At 62.7% G+C, this 17,349-nt stretch carries 14 protein-coding genes; 9 read left to right on the top strand and 5 right to left on the bottom strand.

Features of this window, described 5'->3' with window-relative positions:
• Nucleotides 1-2: 2 nt before the first annotated feature.
• Nucleotides 3-1,592 carry a YfcC family protein gene (locus C1717_RS02250; RefSeq protein WP_102371620.1) on the top strand — a complete coding sequence of 530 codons (1,590 nt, stop codon included), beginning with the start codon at nt 3-5 and terminating at the stop codon, nt 1,590-1,592.
• Nucleotides 1,593-1,640: 48 nt separating this feature from the next.
• Nucleotides 1,641-2,729, top strand: coding sequence for a C45 family autoproteolytic acyltransferase/hydrolase (locus C1717_RS02245; RefSeq protein ID WP_102371619.1), 1,089 nt, complete (start codon nt 1,641-1,643; stop codon nt 2,727-2,729).
• 853 nt (nt 2,730-3,582) lie between these two features.
• Here C1717_RS02245 and C1717_RS02240 read toward each other — a convergent pair.
• Nucleotides 3,583-4,302: a TetR family transcriptional regulator gene (locus C1717_RS02240; protein WP_180965805.1), complete on the bottom strand. Its 720-nt coding sequence runs from the start codon at nt 4,300-4,302 to the stop codon at nt 3,583-3,585.
• A 344-nt stretch (nt 4,303-4,646) separates the two neighbouring features.
• On the opposite strand from C1717_RS02240, the gene C1717_RS02235 reads away from it, so the two are divergent.
• Together C1717_RS02235 and C1717_RS02230 are read left to right on the top strand one after the other, a co-directional pair.
• On the top strand, nt 4,647-5,228 hold the full coding sequence (locus C1717_RS02235) for a DUF3841 domain-containing protein (RefSeq protein ID WP_180965804.1): 582 nt from the start codon (nt 4,647-4,649) through the stop codon (nt 5,226-5,228).
• The gene (locus C1717_RS02230; RefSeq protein WP_219722251.1) at nt 5,228-5,851 is read left to right on the top strand and encodes a DUF3841 domain-containing protein; all 624 of its coding nucleotides are present in this window, start codon (nt 5,228-5,230) and stop codon (nt 5,849-5,851) included. Before C1717_RS02235 ends, C1717_RS02230 begins: the two co-directional genes overlap by 1 nt.
• Here C1717_RS02230 and C1717_RS02225 read toward each other — a convergent pair.
• Together C1717_RS02225 and C1717_RS02220 are read right to left on the bottom strand one after the other, a co-directional pair.
• Entirely contained in the window at nt 5,848-6,960 is a 1,113-nt protein-coding gene (locus tag C1717_RS02225; protein ID WP_102371615.1) for a hypothetical protein, read from the bottom strand. The genes C1717_RS02230 and C1717_RS02225 overlap by 4 nt on opposite strands.
• Nucleotides 6,960-8,039 carry a SirB1 family protein gene (locus C1717_RS02220; protein ID WP_102371614.1) on the bottom strand — a complete coding sequence of 360 codons (1,080 nt, stop codon included), beginning with the start codon at nt 8,037-8,039 and terminating at the stop codon, nt 6,960-6,962. Before C1717_RS02220 ends, C1717_RS02225 begins: the two co-directional genes overlap by 1 nt.
• Before the next feature lie 352 nt (nt 8,040-8,391).
• Between C1717_RS02220 and C1717_RS02215 the strand changes: the two genes are divergently transcribed.
• Nucleotides 8,392-9,606 carry an iron-containing alcohol dehydrogenase gene (locus C1717_RS02215; RefSeq protein ID WP_102371613.1) on the top strand — a complete coding sequence of 405 codons (1,215 nt, stop codon included), beginning with the start codon at nt 8,392-8,394 and terminating at the stop codon, nt 9,604-9,606.
• Between the two features lie 381 nt (nt 9,607-9,987).
• Here the strand turns inward: C1717_RS02215 and C1717_RS02210 are convergent, their stop codons facing one another.
• Nucleotides 9,988-11,094 carry an IS110 family RNA-guided transposase gene (locus C1717_RS02210; protein ID WP_102371612.1) on the bottom strand — a complete coding sequence of 369 codons (1,107 nt, stop codon included), beginning with the start codon at nt 11,092-11,094 and terminating at the stop codon, nt 9,988-9,990.
• Between the two features lie 222 nt (nt 11,095-11,316).
• Here C1717_RS02210 and C1717_RS02205 point away from each other — a divergent pair, with 222 nt between their 5' ends.
• The gene (locus C1717_RS02205) at nt 11,317-12,048 is read left to right on the top strand and encodes a sulfite exporter TauE/SafE family protein (RefSeq protein ID WP_180965803.1); all 732 of its coding nucleotides are present in this window, start codon (nt 11,317-11,319) and stop codon (nt 12,046-12,048) included.
• 87 nt (nt 12,049-12,135) lie between these two features.
• Here C1717_RS02205 and C1717_RS02200 read toward each other — a convergent pair whose 3' ends face one another.
• Nucleotides 12,136-13,215, bottom strand: coding sequence for a M24 family metallopeptidase (locus tag C1717_RS02200; protein WP_102371611.1), 1,080 nt, complete (start codon nt 13,213-13,215; stop codon nt 12,136-12,138).
• Between the two features lie 402 nt (nt 13,216-13,617).
• Between C1717_RS02200 and C1717_RS02195 the strand changes: the two genes are divergently transcribed.
• Genes C1717_RS02195 through gatB form a run of 3 tightly spaced genes read left to right on the top strand, consistent with a single transcriptional unit; the run spans nt 13,618 to nt 17,232 of the window.
• A complete protein-coding gene (locus C1717_RS02195) occupies nt 13,618-13,923 on the top strand; it encodes an Asp-tRNA(Asn)/Glu-tRNA(Gln) amidotransferase subunit GatC (RefSeq protein ID WP_102371610.1) in 306 nt (101 codons plus the stop codon).
• Nucleotides 13,924-15,459 (top strand): Asp-tRNA(Asn)/Glu-tRNA(Gln) amidotransferase subunit GatA, encoded by a 1,536-nt coding sequence (gene gatA / locus C1717_RS02190; protein WP_102371609.1) that lies wholly within the window; start codon nt 13,924-13,926, stop codon nt 15,457-15,459.
• Nucleotides 15,460-17,232, top strand: a complete 1,773-nt coding sequence (gene gatB / locus C1717_RS02185; RefSeq protein WP_102371608.1) for an Asp-tRNA(Asn)/Glu-tRNA(Gln) amidotransferase subunit GatB — start codon at nt 15,460-15,462, stop codon at nt 17,230-17,232.
• Nucleotides 17,233-17,349: the final 117 nt, after the last annotated feature.

The raw sequence follows: 17,349 nt of genomic DNA, 5'->3' as shown, positions 1-17,349 counted from the left end.
TTGTGGCAGAAGAAGTAAAGGAGAAAAAGCATTTCAAGATGCCGAGTGCCATCGTACTGTTGTTCATGGTACTTGTTGCGGTCGCCATCGTGACGTGGTTCGTCCCCACGTCGGTCGCGGTCACCGCTGAGGACGGTACGCAGGAGATCATCTTCAACGCTGCACTCGACGCCGACGGCAACGTCATCGAGAACGCCGGCACCGATCCCAAGGGTCTTTGGGACATCCTGTACGCTCCTATCCAGGGCTTCTCTGACGGCGCGGCTGTCAGCATGGCCATCCTCATCTCGGGCGGCCTGCTGGCGCTGCTGAGCTACACGGGTGCCATGAGCGCGGGCGTGGGCGCCCTGCTCAAGCACCTGAAGGGCAACGTGCTCATCGCGGCGCTCATGTTCTTCTTCGCGATTACGGGTGCCGTGTACGGCGCTTGGGAAGAGCTGCCGGCATACGCGTTCGTCATCATCCCCCTGTGTGTGACTGCGGGGTATGATGCGCTGACCGGCTTCCTCATCATCTTCGTCGGCGCGACCGTGGGCAACATGGGCTCCATCGTGAACCCCTATTCCATCGGTGCCGCCGTTGCAGCCATCGGCAACCCCGAGCTCTCGCTGGGCACGGGCATCGCGATGCGCCTGCTGCTGTTCGCCGTCATGTACGCGCTCGGGACCTTCCTCGTCATGCGCTATGCCGCCAAGGTCAAGGCCAATCCCTCCGCGAGCGCCATCGCCAACGTCGAGGGCATCAACAACCTGAGCGACATGACCGGTGGCGACAGCGATGCCTTCCCCGAGATGAACGGACGTCACGCCGCTTCGCTGATCGTGTTCGGCCTCGTCGTCGTGTTCCTCATCATGGGCTACCTCCCCTGGGCCTCGATTCCGGTGGGCGATGGAACCATGTACGACGTCATCAACGGTTGGACCACGTTCCTCTCCACCAACATCCCCTTCTTGAGCGATCTGCTCGGTGCTGGCAGCTTCACCTGGTTCGGTGATTGGTACTTCAACGAGTACGGCGTCGTGTTCCTGCTCGCTACGATCCTCATCGTGGTCATCAACCGCATCCCGCAGGACGTTTTCGTGAACGAGTTCGTCAAGGGTGCCGCTGACCTCGTGTCCCTCGTCATCGTCATCTCGATTTGCCGTGGCATCTCCGCCATCATCGGCACCAGCGAGTACGGCATGTCGGTCACGTTCGTCTACTGGATCCAGAATGCGCTCTCCAGCGTGCCCATGTGGGCCTTCGCCCTGGCCGCCTTCGCTGCGTACTTCGGCATCGGCTTCGCCATCCAGTCCACTTCGGCTGTCGCCGGCATGACGATGTCCATCCTCGGCGCCGTCGCCATGGCGCTCTTCGCCGGCACCGCCGTCTCCCCCGAGGCTGGCCAGATGGTCCTCATCTCCGCCTTCACCATGGGCCTGAACCTCTCTGCTTCCGGTTTGTTCCCCGAGGCATCCAAGATGGGCGTCCTCGAGCTTACGGGCATCCCGTATCCCACGTATCTTGCCGTGGCGACCAAGATGTTCATCCCTGTCACCATTGCGGGCTTGGCGGTACTCATGCTTGCCCCGTATATCGGTATCGCAGGCTAACGTCTTCCAGTAGGGTAGGGAATCTATCGTTCTTATAAAGGAGCGAACATGGAAATGTACAAGCGTCTGTATCGTGTCGAAGGCAACGCCTACGAGCGCGGCAAGCAGGCCGGCGAGCAGATGAACGAGCAGATGAAGGCGAACTACAACAATCAGGTCACCTTCTACAAGAACCAGGGCTATGACTACGCCGACTGGGAGGCAATCGCAGAGCGTCGCTACGTGCCGATTCTCGAGAAGTGGGCCCCTGAGGTCCTCGATGAGGTCCGCGGCATGGCGGACGGCTCGGACCTGTCGTTTGCCCAGGTGCTCGCCATGACCACCGCCTATGAGAAGTCGTTCGCCGTGGATACCGTCGCTGACAAGCATGTTGACGGCAAGTGCACCTCGTTCCTTGCCACCGGTGAGGCCACCAAGGGCGGCCAGACCGTCATCGGCCAGACCAACGACGAGGACCTCATCGAGTGGATCTACCAGCTCGACGTCGTGGTGCATCACGTCGATCCCGAGACGGGTAAGGAGCAGCTCATCTACACCCATCCCGGCGTGCCTGCCTATATGGGCATGAACAACGATGGCGTTGCAGTGCTGTGGACCTACATCGACAACGGCAAGCTCAACGAGGAGGGCGGCGTGCCCACCTGCGTGATCATCCGTCATCTGCTCGAGTGCTCCTCGACCGAGGAGGCCGTGAACTACCTGCAGACGATCCCGCATGACATCCCCAACGAGTTCGGCATCGGCGACAAGTCCGGTGACGTAGCCCAGGTCGAGTGCTTCCCCAACGCTGTCTACGTGCAGCGTGGCCTGCCCACCATGGCGCATACCAACCATAACCGCTTCAGCGATCCCGAGCCGGAGGAGACCGTCTCTGCCACGACGTTCGATCGCTGCGAGCTCATGGAGGAGCAGCTCAAGGAGAACTACGGCAACATCGACGTCGATGTGGCCAAGGAGTTCTTCAAGTGCCATGACCGGTTCCCCAACGGCATTTGCGTGCATCCCTGCGCCGACCGTCCGTATCGAAAGACGTTCGCGGCTCAGGTGTACGAGCTTGAGGCCGGCAAGATGCACATCACGTTCGGCAACGCTTGCGAGCATCCGTACATGACCTACGAATTCGATACCTATCGCTAAGGGTCTCGATTCGTGGATTCGACGTAGTCGCTTGCGCGCCTAGTCGATGACGGCGTCCCGGTTGCGTTCTAGCAGCCGGGACGCTTTTCTATAGCGGGCGGTGAGGACGGCTTATGGGTGGAGGGGCAAATGGTCGCGCCGCAACACCCACTACCTCCTAGATTGAAGCTCGCAGCGAGTGCTATCCATATCGGAAACGATTGCAGGGTCTTGGCTTTACCTGCTCGATCCTGGAGCTCCGCCCCTACCAAGCCACGCTTCTCGTTCTGAATGCCGGTCGTTTTGCTACAGCGGGCCTACGTACCTTGCCGCACTGTCGCTCTGCGTGGGTTGACGTACCTGCCTTGCTACTCCATGTGCGCTGACCTGCTTGCCTTGCCGTGTACAACCCGCGGATTCAGCTGCTTTGATATCTTGCGCAAGTAGGCTCGCGCATTGACCTACAGTCGCACGGAATTTGCGTTCCAATAGTTCCACGAATGGGCATGCGAGCCCATTCGTCGAAAAAATGAGTGGGTTTTCCCCTCTGCGAACTCAGGGCGCAAGCAATCTACCAGTGGTGACGCAAATCCAGGTACACTCGCTGAAATACTGTATATAAAAAATCACTCATTATTTCACTGAATGGTGCTCAACTTCCATTCGGAGAACAATTGTTGGGCGAGTGGACGTAGGGTCGAGAGATGTGTAGCAAATTTCACGCGAGTGGATATCGCGCTGGGATGGGGGCTTCAAATCTTGGACGAATGGATATCGCCCTAAGAAAAGTAGAGCAAATCTTCTTGGAGTGAGCTGCTGTACGGTGCAGATATCCAGAATCTAAGCGAGCGGGTCGTTGCGACCTGATGAAGCCTTATTCGCCGGCATCCTTCTTCTGTTTTGCGGCTCGACGCATATCGCGCGTTGCCGTGGCGTTTCTGAAGAGGAAGTTAATGCCTTCGATCATCTCGGCTGTAAGCTCGGCAGCGTTCGGCCCTTCGCCGGATGCGGCGGCACGGCAGCTTTCGGAGAGCAGCCGCTTGAAGAAACAGGTGGTCATGGTGTTGACCATGAGCGTCTCTTCCTCGTCGTAGCCAAGCTCTGCGGCAAGGGGGCGCAGCACATGGATATTGCGTTCATCGAGCTCGCCGGCAGTAAGCATCTCGGTTACGGAGGAGTCCATGCTGTCAAGTTGATGCGGGTACACCTTGTAATAGCGCTTGACCATTTCATCGAGGGGTAGAACATGCTCGCTGAAGAAGAGCTGCTGGAAGATCTGGGGGTTCTCGAACGCGCTGTTGCAGAAGATCTCCCAGGTGCGATAGTAGACGTCGCGCGGGGTCTTCATCTGCGAGGCGGCGTCGGCCATCTTGCGGCAATACCCTACCAGGTAGCCCATGCAGGCGAAGGTGACCAGTTCGTCGAGGTTGCGGAAGTAAAGGTATAGCGTCGAGCTGTGATACCCCGCGGCAGTTGCGACCTTGCGGATCGAGACGCTCGTGATACCTTCAGAGTCGATGATTTTGCGGGTCGCGCGCAGGAAGATGTCGACCATCTGCGCACGTTCCTCATCAGAATACTCTCTGCGGCCCATACATCCTCCTCCCGAAAGTGCCTGCTGACACATGACGGCTGTATGACGGTCGCGTCCGTAATAACGGTAGCGCACCAGAATCAATGACCGTGCTTATTCAATAGCTATCATGATTAGTGTAAAGCTAAAGCAGTGTTCACGTGTTTAGCCGAATGGAAATAATCCGGAAACGGTAATGTAGGGCGCGGGGACGGCAAAGTACCGCCAAAGCATCCTCCATCCGTTGAAATGGTGCAGGCATTCGTTTGGCGATATGCCGCTCCTAGATACACGCAGCACGCTTATCCTGAGTATGCGAATGCCAATATATCGGCTCGAGGGAACGTTTGATAGAAGGGATGGCCATGGCCGAGATGGTCCGCGCATGGACGCGCCAAGGGCTAGCGGTACTCGATGCGCTTCAGCGTGAGGGGATCTACCATGCCCGGGAGGAGTTCGTGAGCGAGAAGTACGATTCCATCGCTGATCACTACCTCGGGTTATATCATTGGCTCATCGCTGGATGCCGTGCTCATGGGGCTAACAATCCAGAGGATGCGACCCTGCCCATTTGGATCGCGCTTACCGAATCGCAGAAACTTGGCGAGACCGAGGGCACGGTGATGTTCGACCTCGAGATACCGCGCGACCAAATCGCGATCATCGACGGCGATCGATGGGGGTATCGAGTAAACAATTGGTATGTGCCGTTGGATCTCGCTGATGAAGAGGCCCACAATGCTGAGCTCGAGCGGCTGGGCATCGCGAACGAGTCGCTGGTGGTCACAGGCCCTTTGGGCAATTTTCATCCCGCGCTCAAGGGCAAGATCCAGCGTAGCTGGGAGCGCGTTTTCACCCCGGCGGAGTCGATGGAAAAGAACCTAGGCCTGTGCTGGGAGCTCAGGAACTCTTGGGTGCGCGGCTACACGATCGGCGAGGGGGCATGATGGCGGGCGAGCAGATGATCGAGCTCTGGTCGGCGCAGGAGCGCGTGGTCATCGATGCCCTGGAGCGCGATGGTGTCTCACGGGTCAAGATGGCATATGTTGAGCGCAAGTACGCGAAGAGCGCTTGGGCGTTCCGGGAGGCGTATGGGTTCTTCCGCCGCGAGAGCGCGCGGATGATGGAGCTGCCGGAAGGTGCTGAGTCTGCAATCTGGCTCTATGCCGATAAATCGAACCTCTATGCTGGTCCGGGTTCCTATGTACTCAAGCTTGCGATTCCTTGCAGTTGCGTAATCCTGTTCGACTCTCGTATGTGGAACGCGATTTTAAATCTCTCGTATATCCCTGCAGGCGAGGCGGATGCCCAACGTTTTCGGGCGGAACTCGAGCGCATGGGTATCACCGATACCCGCGTGCTCTTCGAAACACCTTTCTACCCCCTGCAGAAACGCCGCGTGCAAGAGAGCTGGAAGCGCCTGTTCTCCTCTGCAGATGGTTGCCCCGCTTGCTACCTGCAAGCAGCGGTATGGGAACTCCGGCGTTCGTGGGTGCAAGAGATTATCCCGGTTAGCGAGGATCCTTCGCAGGTGCGACCGGTATCGTCGGGCGAGAGGCCGGCGGTTTAGAAGCCGTTGCGGTCGGCGAAGCGCTCGGACTCGTCGTAGACGCCTTCAATCGACTCGGCCCATGCGGCGAAATCAGGCGTGTCGGCTATGATGCCGTCTGCTTCCCAGACGGCCTGATGGGTGCGCCCCCAAGCATGGCGAGGCTCGGGCCTCACCGGTAGATAGGGCGTCATATACGTGGGATTGAGGAGGAAGAACGCGCCGCCATCGCAGCGTGCGACAAAATCGCGAAGTGCACGGCGGGCGGGCTTGCGCCTGCCGAGCTTGTAGAGCAAGAGCGTCCGCGCGAGCAGGAACCAAGGGGAATCATCGAGGAGCTTCGGCGCGTCGGTGCCTGCTTCGGCTTCGAGCTCATGGGCGAACGTGAAGAAGCCATCCTCATCCTCGAGGCGTGCCAGCGCGAGAAACACCGTTCCCTCGGCACGGTTGGGATATCCGGCAGCGCGGCGTACGCGGCGCGCGTAGTCGGAGGCGGCGTGATAGCGGGCGCTTGCCAAGCACAGCTGCGAGATCGCCTCGAGCGTGTGGAGCCAGCCGATAAGCGCGGGCTCCGCTACGGTCATGCGCTCGCGAGCGTATCTGGCGCGCTCATCTGCGGTGGGCGCGCTGTCGAACGCATTCATCGAGCCGGGGCGCTCGAGCCAAGCGGCGACGGCTCGATCGGTCCAGAACTGCGGGGCCTCGTCGGAGAAGCCCTCGACGCTGCCGGCTAGATACTCGTGGGACCGCTGTTCGAGATCCATGAGCTCGCTGATGCAGGCATCGAGGGGGATGTTCGACAGCAGGTTTCCCACGAGGCGCGCGTCGATGCAGAGCCGATCGTTTTCCGCGATCTTGAAGAATTCGATTCGCGCCTCCTCGAAGAGCTCTCCGCGCTTTCGCTCGAATTCGCCGTCAGGAAGGTCATCAAGGCGGTCGAGAGCGGTGATGAGGCGGGTGTGGCATTGCGCATAGGCAACAAGGGCCTGCGCATGTTCGCTCGAGGCGTACTTATCTGGGCGGGCTGTGACGTCTTCGTGGACGAGCCCGCGAGCGGCTGGCGTGAGGTCGTGATGCGCATCGAGGTAGAGCCGCTCCAGATAAGCGGCGACGTAGTGCCGGGGGTCCATTAGTTTTCGCCTCCCGAGCTGCGCCGGCCTGCTACCCGTCGTCTACCGTCCTCGTTTTCGAGCGCCGTGCGTACAGCTTCGTGATTGGCGATCCACACCGAAAGACCGGCGTTGTCGGGAGCGCCGAACCCTTCCTGCAGCAAGGGCGTTGCCTCGCTGATCGCGAGGATGAGCTCGTCCTCGCTGCCGGGGATCACGTTGACGCGCGAGAACAGCCCGTCGGGGAACTCGGCTTGATAGTAGAGGGGCTGCGCCGCGTTGGGATAGCCTTGGAGCAGCGCCTGGAGCGCGCGTGTTGCCCCGGCGAAGTCGAAAGAGCGGTACCTTACGGATAGCTCTGCCAGAAGAGCCCAAGCATCGGGCGCCTTTTCGGCGAGATGGTGTCGGCGGGCGCGGGCAACCATGGGCCTCAGGGCCGCGGCGTGCTTGCGTTGGAAGCGCTCGAGGTCCTCGGCGGAGCATTCGAGCTTTGCAAGGGCAAGCAGCGCGGTGTGGCGGACATCGGCGGGATCGTCCGCGGCGAACTCGAGGCATTCCTCCGCAGCCGAGAGCGCGAGTCGATACCGACCGGAGATGAGCGCGCGCGACGAGAGGGCGGCAAGCCACCGGATAAGCGGACGGCGCCCAAGGTCGCGGGCGAACTCACGGCTGTAGGGGTCGGTTGCCTCGGAATTGATGCGTTCAAGGTCGCGCTCCACCTCATCGCGATGATCGATGAGGTAGGAAACGTAGGTATCGTTCGACTCGGATTGGAGCGCGGCGAGCATGCGCCGGGCATCCCAGTTGCGAGGATCGAGCTCGCAGGCCTCGCGCAGCTGCGCCTCGGCTTGGGCAGCTTCCTTCTCGGCGGCGGAGTCATCGGTGATGAAGGGGAACCGGTAATCGATGGTTTGCGTTGCCTTGGCTACCAGGTGGAAGGACCGGTCGCGGTCGTTATTGATGAGCTTGGCGGGGTCCTCGTTAAACGAGGCCATGCAGGACTCGAAGTAGAGGGCATTTTCGAGCGGGTAGATGCGATCGCGTCGCATGGACTCGAGAATGAGGCGCAGGCAGTCTTCTTGTATGGGGTCAAACGCCATCACGCCTCCTTTCGCGAGCGGGGTCGGCATTGGTGCCCAGCGAGCGTGCTACCTCCGGTTGAACAAAACAGATTAGCACATCGTAGCAGGTAAATAAACAAGCCGAGGTAGCGGTTGCGCCAGCTTGCGAATGGGAGGGAAAGGCATTCGCGGGGTTCGCAAGAGTATTGCGCCGATAGGGAAAAATCGGCCCCTTTCATGCACAAAACGGGGATTCGAGTTGTAGAATATGCGATGGAATGTGCGTCCGGCTCGATGCTGCCGGGCGTTCGAACTCGGTCCTTACGGAGCCGATGGGCGGCTCCGTGTGTATTCGGGTCCTAGGGAGGACCCGTGTTTGGAGGCAATTGCTATGGGACGTTTCACCAACCCCCGCGACCTGTACTTTGGTGAGGGTGCCCGCCATGAGGTGAAGAACCTCAAGGGCGAGCGCGCCGTCATCGTTACGGGCGGCGGCTCCATGCGCCGCGGCGGCTTCCTGCAGGACGTCGAGAACGACCTCAAGGAGGCCGGTTTCGAGGTCAAGCTCATCGAGGGCGTCGAGTCCGACCCCTCCGTTGAGACCGTCATGAACGGTGCTGCCGTGATGTCCGAGTTCCAGCCCGACTGGATCATCGCCATCGGTGGCGGCTCGCCGATCGACGCGGCCAAGGCCATGTGGATCAAGTACGAGTACCCCGAGACCACCTTTGAGGATATGTGCAAGGTCTTCGGCCTGCCCGAGCTGCGCACCAAGGCCCACTTCTGCGCCATCTCCTCCACCTCCGGCACCGCGACCGAGGTGACCGCCTTCTCGATCATCACCGACTACTCCAAGGGCATCAAGTTCCCGATCGCCGACTTCCAGATCACCCCTGACGTGGCCATCGTCGACCCCGAGCTCACCTACACCATGCCTGCCAAGCTCTGCGCTCACACCGGCATGGACGCGCTGACCCACTCCATCGAGGCCTACGTCTCGACCGCCGGCTCCGCCTACACCGACGCCAACGCGCTCTATGCTATGCGCGAGATCGTCGAGTGGCTCCCCAAGAGCTACGCCGGCGATAAGGAAGCCCGCCAGCACATGCATGACGCTCAGTGCATCGCCGGCATCGCATTCTCTTCGGGCCTGCTCGGCATCGTGCACTCCATGGCCCACAAGACCGGTGCCGCCTTCACCGGCGACCACATCATCCATGGTTGCGCCAACGCCATGTACCTCGGCAAGGTCATCCAGTTCAACAGCAAGGATGCCCGCGCTAAGAGCCGCTATGCCTACATCGCCAAGGAGGTCTTCCATCTTGCCGGCGAGACCGAGGACGAGCTCGTGGCAGCGCTCGTTCAGATGATCCGCGACCTCAACGACAAGATCGACATCCCGCAGGGCATCAAGAACTACGGCAAGGGCGGCGTCAAGGCCGACGAGTCGATCATCGACTACGCCGAGTTCGAGGAGAAGAAGGCCCGCATCGCCGTTGACGCCATCGGCGACGCCTGCACCGGCTCCAACCCGCGCCAGCCAACGCCCGAGGAGATGGAGAAGCTCCTCGAGTGCGTCTACAACGACGTGGACGTGGACTTCTAAGCCGCGCTCGACTCATCGCTTCAAGAGCTGCAAAGGCCGGGGTCTTCGGACTCCGGCCTTTTTAATATGAGCTGAACATTGTCAAGAGGCAAAACCGGCCCGACCGCCCGCGGAGCTACCGCGACCGGTCGGGCCTACCTATCTTCACCCGGGGGCGCCGCCGCTTGAGGGCGTGTCTGTTCGACGCACGTTCGGCATTCTAATATCCGCGCGTGGCCTCGTCGGCTGCGCATTTCGTTGCTACGGCTGGGGGCCTCGGCCGAAGTCTGTATGGCGGGCGTGGCGGTTCCCCGCTGCCCATAAAAAGAGACTCGAGTGGCCTCCCAACGGCCTCGAACGCGGCGGGCCCCGGGGTCGGACCCTGTTTCGCTCGGGCGGCCGCTACTCCGCGGCCATCCTCGCTATCGCCCAGGCCCAGCACGCCATCTCGCGCGCGGTGGCGCAGTTGGCGACGACGGGGCGCTTGCCGGCCCCCGCCATCGCCTCCCTGCGGTCGATGAGCCTGCGGTTGCACTTCGTCGCGTGCCTCCTCACCGCGGGGGCGACCTCCTGGCCCGGGGCGAGCGGCTTCGGGTCGCGCGAGGACATCGGCACGTGCCAGGCGGCCTCGACGAGGGCGGAGCGCACGTGGGCGTTGCCCGCCCGCGTGATCCCGCCCTTCGACGACGTCTCACCGCTCGAGTGCTCCGAGGGCGTGAGGCCGCACCACGACGCGAAGGACGGGGCGGTGGGGAAGCGGGAGAAGTCGCCCGCCTCGCAGGCGAGCAGGAACGCCGTGGCGACGTCGAAGCCCTTCACGCACCTGAGGGCGTCGACGACGGGCCTCCACTCCGGCCTCCCGGCCGACTCGGCGACCTTCCCCGCCAGCTCGTCGCGCGCCTCCTGGCAGCGCCTCACGCAGTCGCGGTAGTGCTCGTAGGCGGCGGCGTCATCGGGCTCGTCGAACTCGATCGCGTCGGCCCACTTCCAGTACGCGCGCGTCCAGTTGCCCCTCCTGCGCCCGGTCGGCGTCGACTCGTCGAAGACGTGGCCGTGGCGCAGCAGGAACTTCGACATCCGCTGCTTGGCGCGCTGGAGGTCGTCGCGCGCGTCGGCGAGGGCCCGCGACAGGTCGCGGGCGGCCTCGGTGCGCTCGTCGGGGACCCACACCTCGACGACGTTCCTGGTCGCGAGCAGGCGCGCCAGGAACTCGGCGTCGCGCCTGTCGGTCTTCCTGCCCCTGTCGGCGGCGGGCCGCTGCATCTTGGAGACGGCGCCCACGACGCAGTCCAGGCCGAGCGCGCGCAGGGCGCGGCAGAGGTGGAAGCCGGTGACCCCGGACTCGTAGACGGCCCTCGGGGACTCGAAGCCGAGCGCCCACTCGGCGACCGCCGCCGGGTCGTAGCCGAACGAGGCCCGCTCGGCCTCGCCTGTCATCGGGTTCAGGGCGAAGGCCTTGATGCTGCGGGCGTGGACGTCGAGACCGATGGCTGTGACATAATGGGACATGGCCCCTCCTCTGTCGTATGTGGCGCGCGGCCACGGTTGCGGGATACGACCATTGTCGCCCGACCCACGGACCTGCGACAGGAGGAGGGGCTCAATGTTCAGCTCATATCGTCTCTTCGCGCGGTTGCCGACGTTACGACGGCGCTGACGGCCACCGTGCCCCATGCCTCCTGTGGAGGCTTTGCGACGTGGTACCATGCAGATGAATGCAGGGGGGTGCGGATGGAATACGCCGTGGTTGCGCTCGCCGCCTTTCTTGGCGGGGTGCTGCAGGGAGTAACAGGCTTCGGAGCGGGGCTCGTGCTCATGATGGCGCTGCCTATGCTCTACACCGTTCCCAGCGCCGCTGCCGTTTCAGGCATCATCTTCTTGGTGCTGAGCATCGCGATGACGGTTCAGTACCGTGAGAGCCTCCAGCCGAAACAAATCGTTCTCCCGCTCATCTGCTACATGGTTCTCTCGGGGTCTTCGGCGTATTTCGCGACTGTCGCGACCGACCAGGTGCTCATCAAGCGTGCCTTTGGATTCTTTCTCATCCTGCTCAGCATCTATTACCTGTTCTTACACGAGCGCTTTGGAGAACGCCATATGGGCAAGGCGGCAGGAGCGCTTTGCGTCGTCGTTTCCGGCCTGTGCGACGGGCTCTTTGGTATCGGCGGTCCGCTGCTCGTCGTGTATTTCCTCGACCGATTCGAAACGCGCGAGGCCCGGCTCGGCTCGCTTCAGCTGTTCTTCTCCATCAACGCCGTCTACACCACGGTGGTACGTGCGGTGGCGGGCGCCTTCCCGCCGAACGCGCTCGGCATCATCATGCTTGGGAGCGCAAGCATCGGCGTGGGGCTTGTGGCGGCGAACGCGATCCAGTCCAAGATCGACGACGAGTTGCTCCGCAAGATCACATACATGCTGATCGGTGCCTGCGGCGTCTTGCAGCTCTTCAATGGATTGCTTTAACCAGCAATCGCTCTAGCCGGCTGATGCCAACGGATCGCCCCAGCCGGCTGAGCGATCAATCGCATGCTCGAGATTGCGCTGCCAGACCTAGTGCCCCAGAACCTGAATGCCCTTGGGGTAGCGGTTGAGCACCTCGCAGCCGTCCTCGGTCACGATGACGAGGTCCTCGATGCGCACGCCCATGTCGCCCGGCAGGTAGATGCCCGGCTCGATGGAGAAGCACATGCCGGGTTGCACCGGCTCGTCGTGGGAGGAGGAGACATCGCCGGGCTCGTGCTCGGATAGGCCGATCTGGTGCCCCAAGCGGTGGTTGAACTGCGGGCCCCAGCCTGCCTCCTCGATGATGCGGCGCGCGGTGAGGTCGATTTCGGCAAACGTCACGCCGGGTCGCACGATGGCCTCTGCCGCTTCGTTTGCCGCAAGGACCGCGTCGTAGACGGCGCGTTGGTGGTCGGTCGGTTCGGCGGTGAAGAACGTGCGCGTCATATCGGAGCAGTACCACGAGCGCTTGCAGCCCACGTCGAAAAGGACCATGTCGCCAGCGGCGAGCACCGTCCCATCGGGTGCGTGATGGGGGTCAGCCGCATTTGCGCCAAAACTGACGATCGGCGAGAACGAGTAGCCCTCCGCTCCTAAGCTCCGGTAGGTGCCCAGCAGTCCTTCGGCGACCTCGAGCTCGGTCACGCCAGGTCGCACCTGTTCGGCAAGCCAGCCCATGGCCTCGTCGTTGATTGCGGAGGCAGCGCGCATGAGCTCGCGCTCGCGGGCGTCCTTAAGGGCGCGAGCATCGTCGACGGCGCTCGAGGCGAGGACAAAGGAGCTCGCGACGCCCGCTTGCATTAGGGGCACAAGCCAGCGCGCGGCAAGCTCCTTATCGACGCCGAGCGGGCTGGTGGCGTCGCATACAGCGGAGATAAGCGGGATGGGGTCCTCGGTGTCGGAGAAGGTCACCACATGTGCTCCGGTTCCCGACGGATCGGGGAACAAGCGGTTCGCGAAAAGCGTCGGGGTGCCCTCGCGTCCGATATACAGGCCAAGGAACCGCTCCATGGGCGCGGTGTAGTAGCCCGTGAGCCACCAGATGGAGAGCGGATCGACCACGAGCAACTGCGTGAGACCCGCCTGCTTAAGATTGCTCCGTACCCGTTCGATGCGTGCGGTATCCATGGTGCCTCCTGCGTTATCGTTCTTGCATCAACGCAAGTTTAGCAGGTTAGTGCACGGCGGCGGCGCCATCTGGAGCCATCGCGCCCTGCGGCGGGCGCGAGTCATCCCGTGCCGCCCTGCGGCGGGCGCGAGTCATCCCGCGTATCGTTCTCACGTGAACCTCTGTGCGGTTTTGGCACGGTTCTACCGGTCTAGAGGCCAAAAAATGCGTCGGAAGCGCACAAAGGCTTGCCGAGGGTGCAGCTCGTAGCGCTTCCTCGCTACGAAGGCCCGTCCAGACGAACGTCGCTAGGCGATAGCGTGCGCCCCGTGTTTCGGTTCCGCGTTCGGGACGGTTGCGCTCATGCAGCGCTCAATCCGCTGCGTATAATGGTGCAGATTGACTGACCGGAAGGAGCGCCCATGGCACTCAGTGAAAACGACGTGCGCGCGATAGCGGATTACGCCCGCATCGCTCTGGAAGGGGAGGAGCTGGCCCAGATGACGTCGTACATGAACGACGCCGTCTCCATGCTCGAGCCCGTGCTCGCGTACGATCTGCCCGATGTGGAACCCACGTTCCATCCCATCGGCAGCCTCTCGAACGTCATGCGCGGCGATGCAGAGGACGCCGAGCGCGGCTTCACGATCGATGAGGCCTTAGGCAACGCCGCGAGCTCGCGCGACCGCAGCTTCCGCGTGCCGTCGATTTTGGGGGAGGAGGAGTAGATGCCTTCATTCGACGCCCTTTCCGCCCGGGAGATCTCGGCTGGCATCGCCGCCGGCTCGTTTACCGCAACGGAGGTCACCCGCGCCGCGCTCGAGGCAATCGATGCTCGCGAGCCGCAGATCCAGGCATTTCTCGAGGTGACGCCCGAGCTCGCGCTCGAGCGGGCGCGGCGCATCGACGAGGCGCGTGCCAAAGGCGCTGCGCTCCCGCCGCTTGCAGGCGTGCCGCTGGCAATCAAGGACAACATGAACCTCACGGGTACGCATACCACCTGCGCATCCCGGATGCTCGAGTCGTACGAGTCTCCCTATACTGCGACCTGCGTGGCCCGTATGCTGGCTGCTGGTTGCATACCGGTGGGCAAGGCCAACATGGACGAGTTCGCCTTTGGATCCTCGACTGATACCTCTGCCTTCCATCCCACGAACAACCCGTGGGATACCGAGCGCGTGCCGGGCGGTTCCTCGGGCGGATCGGCGGCTGCGGTCGCGGCCGGCGAGGTCCCGCTTGCGCTCGGCTCGGACACGGGCGGTTCAATCCGCCAGCCTGCCGCGTTGTGCGGCGTAGTAGGCATGAAGCCCACGTACGGCGCCGTATCGCGCTACGGTGTGGTCGCTTTTGGTAGCTCGCTCGACCAGGTGGGCCCCTTCGGGCGCTCCGTAGAAGACGTCGCCCTTGCCATGGATGCGCTCGTTGCCGGTGGGCACGATCCCTTTGATTCCACCTCTCAGGATGTTGCTCCGCGGTTCGCTGAGCAGGCTGGCACCGATATCGCTGGCAAGCGCGTTGGCATCATTCCCGCTTTCATGGAGGCCGAGGGCCTCACGTCCGAGGTGCGCGCTGCCGTGGAGTCCGCTGCGTCCGAGCTTGCGGCTGCGGGCGCCGAACTTGTCGACGTCGACCTCCCGCACCTCGCTGCTGCGATTGCCGCGTACTACGTCATCGGCCCTGCCGAGGCGTTCAGCAACCTTGCGCGCTTCGATGGAATTCGCTATGGCTACCAGGAACCCGATTGCGCCACGCTCGCCGCGCAGAGCGCGCTTTCGCGCGCACACGGCTTTGGAGCGGAGGCCAAGCGCCGCCAGATGCTCGGTGCGTACCTGCTTTCGTCGGGCGTCTATGACAAGTACTACTACGCTGCGCAAAAGGCTCGCACGCTCATCACCGAGGATTATCGCCGTGCATTCGAGCAGGTCGATGTGATCCTTATGCCGGCGAGCCCGCGCACAGCGTTCAAGCATGGCGAGATTTCCGATCCCACGCAGATGTACCTTGCGGACCTGTTCACCATATCCATCAACATCGCCGGCAACGGTGGCATCACGGTGCCGCTGGGCCTCGGTGCGGAGTCCGGGCTGCCCGTGGCGGCGCAGCTCGTGGCGCCCGCTTTCAAAGACGAGCGGCTCATCGCGTTCGGTTCGGCGCTCGAGCAGGCATACGCGGGAAAGGTGGGCGTCTGGGGCGAGGTTGCGGCGATGCACGGGGCGGGTGCTCCGGTTGCGCCCGTTTACGCCGGGAAGGGAGGTGAGCTCTAGATGCGCGAGCTCAACGAGGTGCTCCAGGACTGGGAGGCAGTGATCGGCCTCGAGATCCATACGGAGCTCACCACGCTGGAAACCAAGATGTTTTGCGGCTGCAAGCTCAGTCACGACGACGAGCCCAACACGCATGTGTGCCCGGTGTGCCTGGGCTTGCCCGGTGCGCTCCCGGTTCCCAATCGTCGCGCGATCGAGTACATCGTGAAGGCGGGGCTTGCCACGAATTGCGAGATCCAGAAGCATTCGATGTTCTACCGCAAGCACTATTTCTATCCCGATATGGCCAAGAACTTCCAGACCACACAGGGTCCCGTCGCCTTCTGCATGCACGGCCGCCTCGATTTGGAGGTCTCTGGTCGCGGAGCCGAGGAGCGCCCGGCATGCGCGTTCGGCGCTGCGGAAGCCGAGAGCCTGGCGAGCGCCTCGGCCGGTGCCGTCGGTCTCTCGGCGAGCATGGCGCGCGACCTGCCCGAGGGGGCGGGGCAACGGGGACGAAGTCAGCTGTCCCAGCCATCTCACGCTCAAGCGGAATCGGCGGACCTCGGGACGAACGATCTCGCTCCCGCCGCTTCCGCGCTCGCCGGCCTCGCCTCCTACGACACCGCATCGCTCGCCGTGCCCGAGCGTCGCGATGACGGCTCCTACACCGTTCCCATTCGCATCCTGCGCATCCATATGGAGGAGGACGCTGCCAAGATGGTGCACGTGGGCGGTGAGGAGGGCCGCATAGGCGGCGCGACGGAGAGCCTCATCGACTACAACCGCTGCGGCACGCCGCTCATCGAGCTCGTGACCGAGCCCGATCTGCGTACGCCCGAGGAGGCGCGCCTCTTCATGGAGAAGCTCCGCCGCATCTTCCTCACGCTCGGGATTTCAGACTGCTCCATGGAGAAGGGCTCCATGCGCTGCGACGGTAACGTGAGCCTGCGTCGTCGCGGGTCGACCAAGCTCGGCACCAAGACCGAGCTCAAGAACCTCAACTCGTTCAAAGCCCTGCACGACGGCCTCGCCTACGAGATATGCCGCCAAGCCGAGGTGCTTGAGGAGGGCGGCGAGATTTACCAGGAGACCCGCCACTGGGAGCCTAGCCGCAAGCGCACCGTGGTGATGCGCACCAAGGAGACCGCTGACGACTATCGGTTCTTCCCCGATCCCGACCTGGCGCCCTTCGACCTCACGGATGAGTTCATCGACCATTGCCGCGCCGAGCTGCCCGAGCTACCCGATGCCAAGCGCGATCGCTACGAGCGCGATTTTGGCATCAAGCGCGCAGATGCCGAGCAGCTCGCGGGCGACCCTGATTCCGGTGCGTTCTTCGAGGAGGCTGCTGCCGGCATGACCGGCAAGGCCGCTCAGACGGTGGCCAACCTCATCGTGAACGAGCTTGCCGGCTACCTGAACGCCCGCGGCCCTGAAGCGACGGTCGCCACGTGCGGCATCGCGCCCACGCAGGTGGCGGCGCTCGCTCGTCTGCTCGCCGAGGATGCCGTTTCGAGCAATCAGGCGCATGAGGTCTTTGAACTCATGGCGGCATCGGGCGAGGATCCCGAACGTATCGTCGACGAGCGCGGCATGCGCCAGGTGAACGATACCGAAGCGTTGCAGGCTGTGGTCGATACCGTGCTCGCGCGCTGCGCCGAGCAGGCTCAGCAGTACCGTGACGGCAACCAGAAGGTGCTCGGGTTTCTCGTCGGCCAGTGCATGCGCGAGAGCAAGGGAAGCGGAAACCCCAAGCTCTTCAACGAGCTTTTGAGGAACAGCTTGAGCTAACGGTCGGCCTGAGTCTGAGTCTGAGGCTGTCCTAAGCCCGGGGGTAAGTTAGCCGATGCACCCGGGGGCTCAATGCTACCGTTCAGCGGCTTGGTGCTCGCCCGGGTGTTTTTCGCC

This window comes from Enorma phocaeensis (genome assembly GCF_900186505.1).
Classification (GTDB): Bacteria; Actinomycetota; Coriobacteriia; order Coriobacteriales; family Coriobacteriaceae; genus Enorma; species Enorma phocaeensis.
Note: the sequence above shows the minus strand (reverse complement) of the source record. Positions and strands in the feature narration are given on the sequence as shown.

Excerpts from the sequence above, each read along its gene's own strand:
- C1717_RS02210 (WP_102371612.1), bottom strand. The coding sequence starts at position 11,094 with ATGTCCCATTATGTCACAGCCATCGGTCTCGACGTCCACGCCCGCAGC.
- gatB (WP_102371608.1), top strand. The coding sequence starts at position 15,460 with ATGCGCGAGCTCAACGAGGTGCTCCAGGACTGGGAGGCAGTGATCGGC.
- gatA (WP_102371609.1), top strand. The coding sequence starts at position 13,924 with ATGCCTTCATTCGACGCCCTTTCCGCCCGGGAGATCTCGGCTGGCATC.
- C1717_RS02245 (WP_102371619.1), top strand. The coding sequence starts at position 1,641 with ATGGAAATGTACAAGCGTCTGTATCGTGTCGAAGGCAACGCCTACGAG.
- C1717_RS02205 (WP_180965803.1), top strand. The coding sequence starts at position 11,317 with ATGGAATACGCCGTGGTTGCGCTCGCCGCCTTTCTTGGCGGGGTGCTG.
- C1717_RS02240 (WP_180965805.1), bottom strand. The coding sequence starts at position 4,302 with ATGGGCCGCAGAGAGTATTCTGATGAGGAACGTGCGCAGATGGTCGAC.
- C1717_RS02215 (WP_102371613.1), top strand. The coding sequence starts at position 8,392 with ATGGGACGTTTCACCAACCCCCGCGACCTGTACTTTGGTGAGGGTGCC.
- C1717_RS02195 (WP_102371610.1), top strand. The coding sequence starts at position 13,618 with ATGGCACTCAGTGAAAACGACGTGCGCGCGATAGCGGATTACGCCCGC.
- C1717_RS02225 (WP_102371615.1), bottom strand. The coding sequence starts at position 6,960 with ATGGACCCCCGGCACTACGTCGCCGCTTATCTGGAGCGGCTCTACCTC.
- C1717_RS02230 (WP_219722251.1), top strand. The coding sequence starts at position 5,228 with ATGGCGGGCGAGCAGATGATCGAGCTCTGGTCGGCGCAGGAGCGCGTG.
- C1717_RS02235 (WP_180965804.1), top strand. The coding sequence starts at position 4,647 with ATGGCCGAGATGGTCCGCGCATGGACGCGCCAAGGGCTAGCGGTACTC.
- C1717_RS02220 (WP_102371614.1), bottom strand. The coding sequence starts at position 8,039 with ATGGCGTTTGACCCCATACAAGAAGACTGCCTGCGCCTCATTCTCGAG.
- C1717_RS02200 (WP_102371611.1), bottom strand. The coding sequence starts at position 13,215 with ATGGATACCGCACGCATCGAACGGGTACGGAGCAATCTTAAGCAGGCG.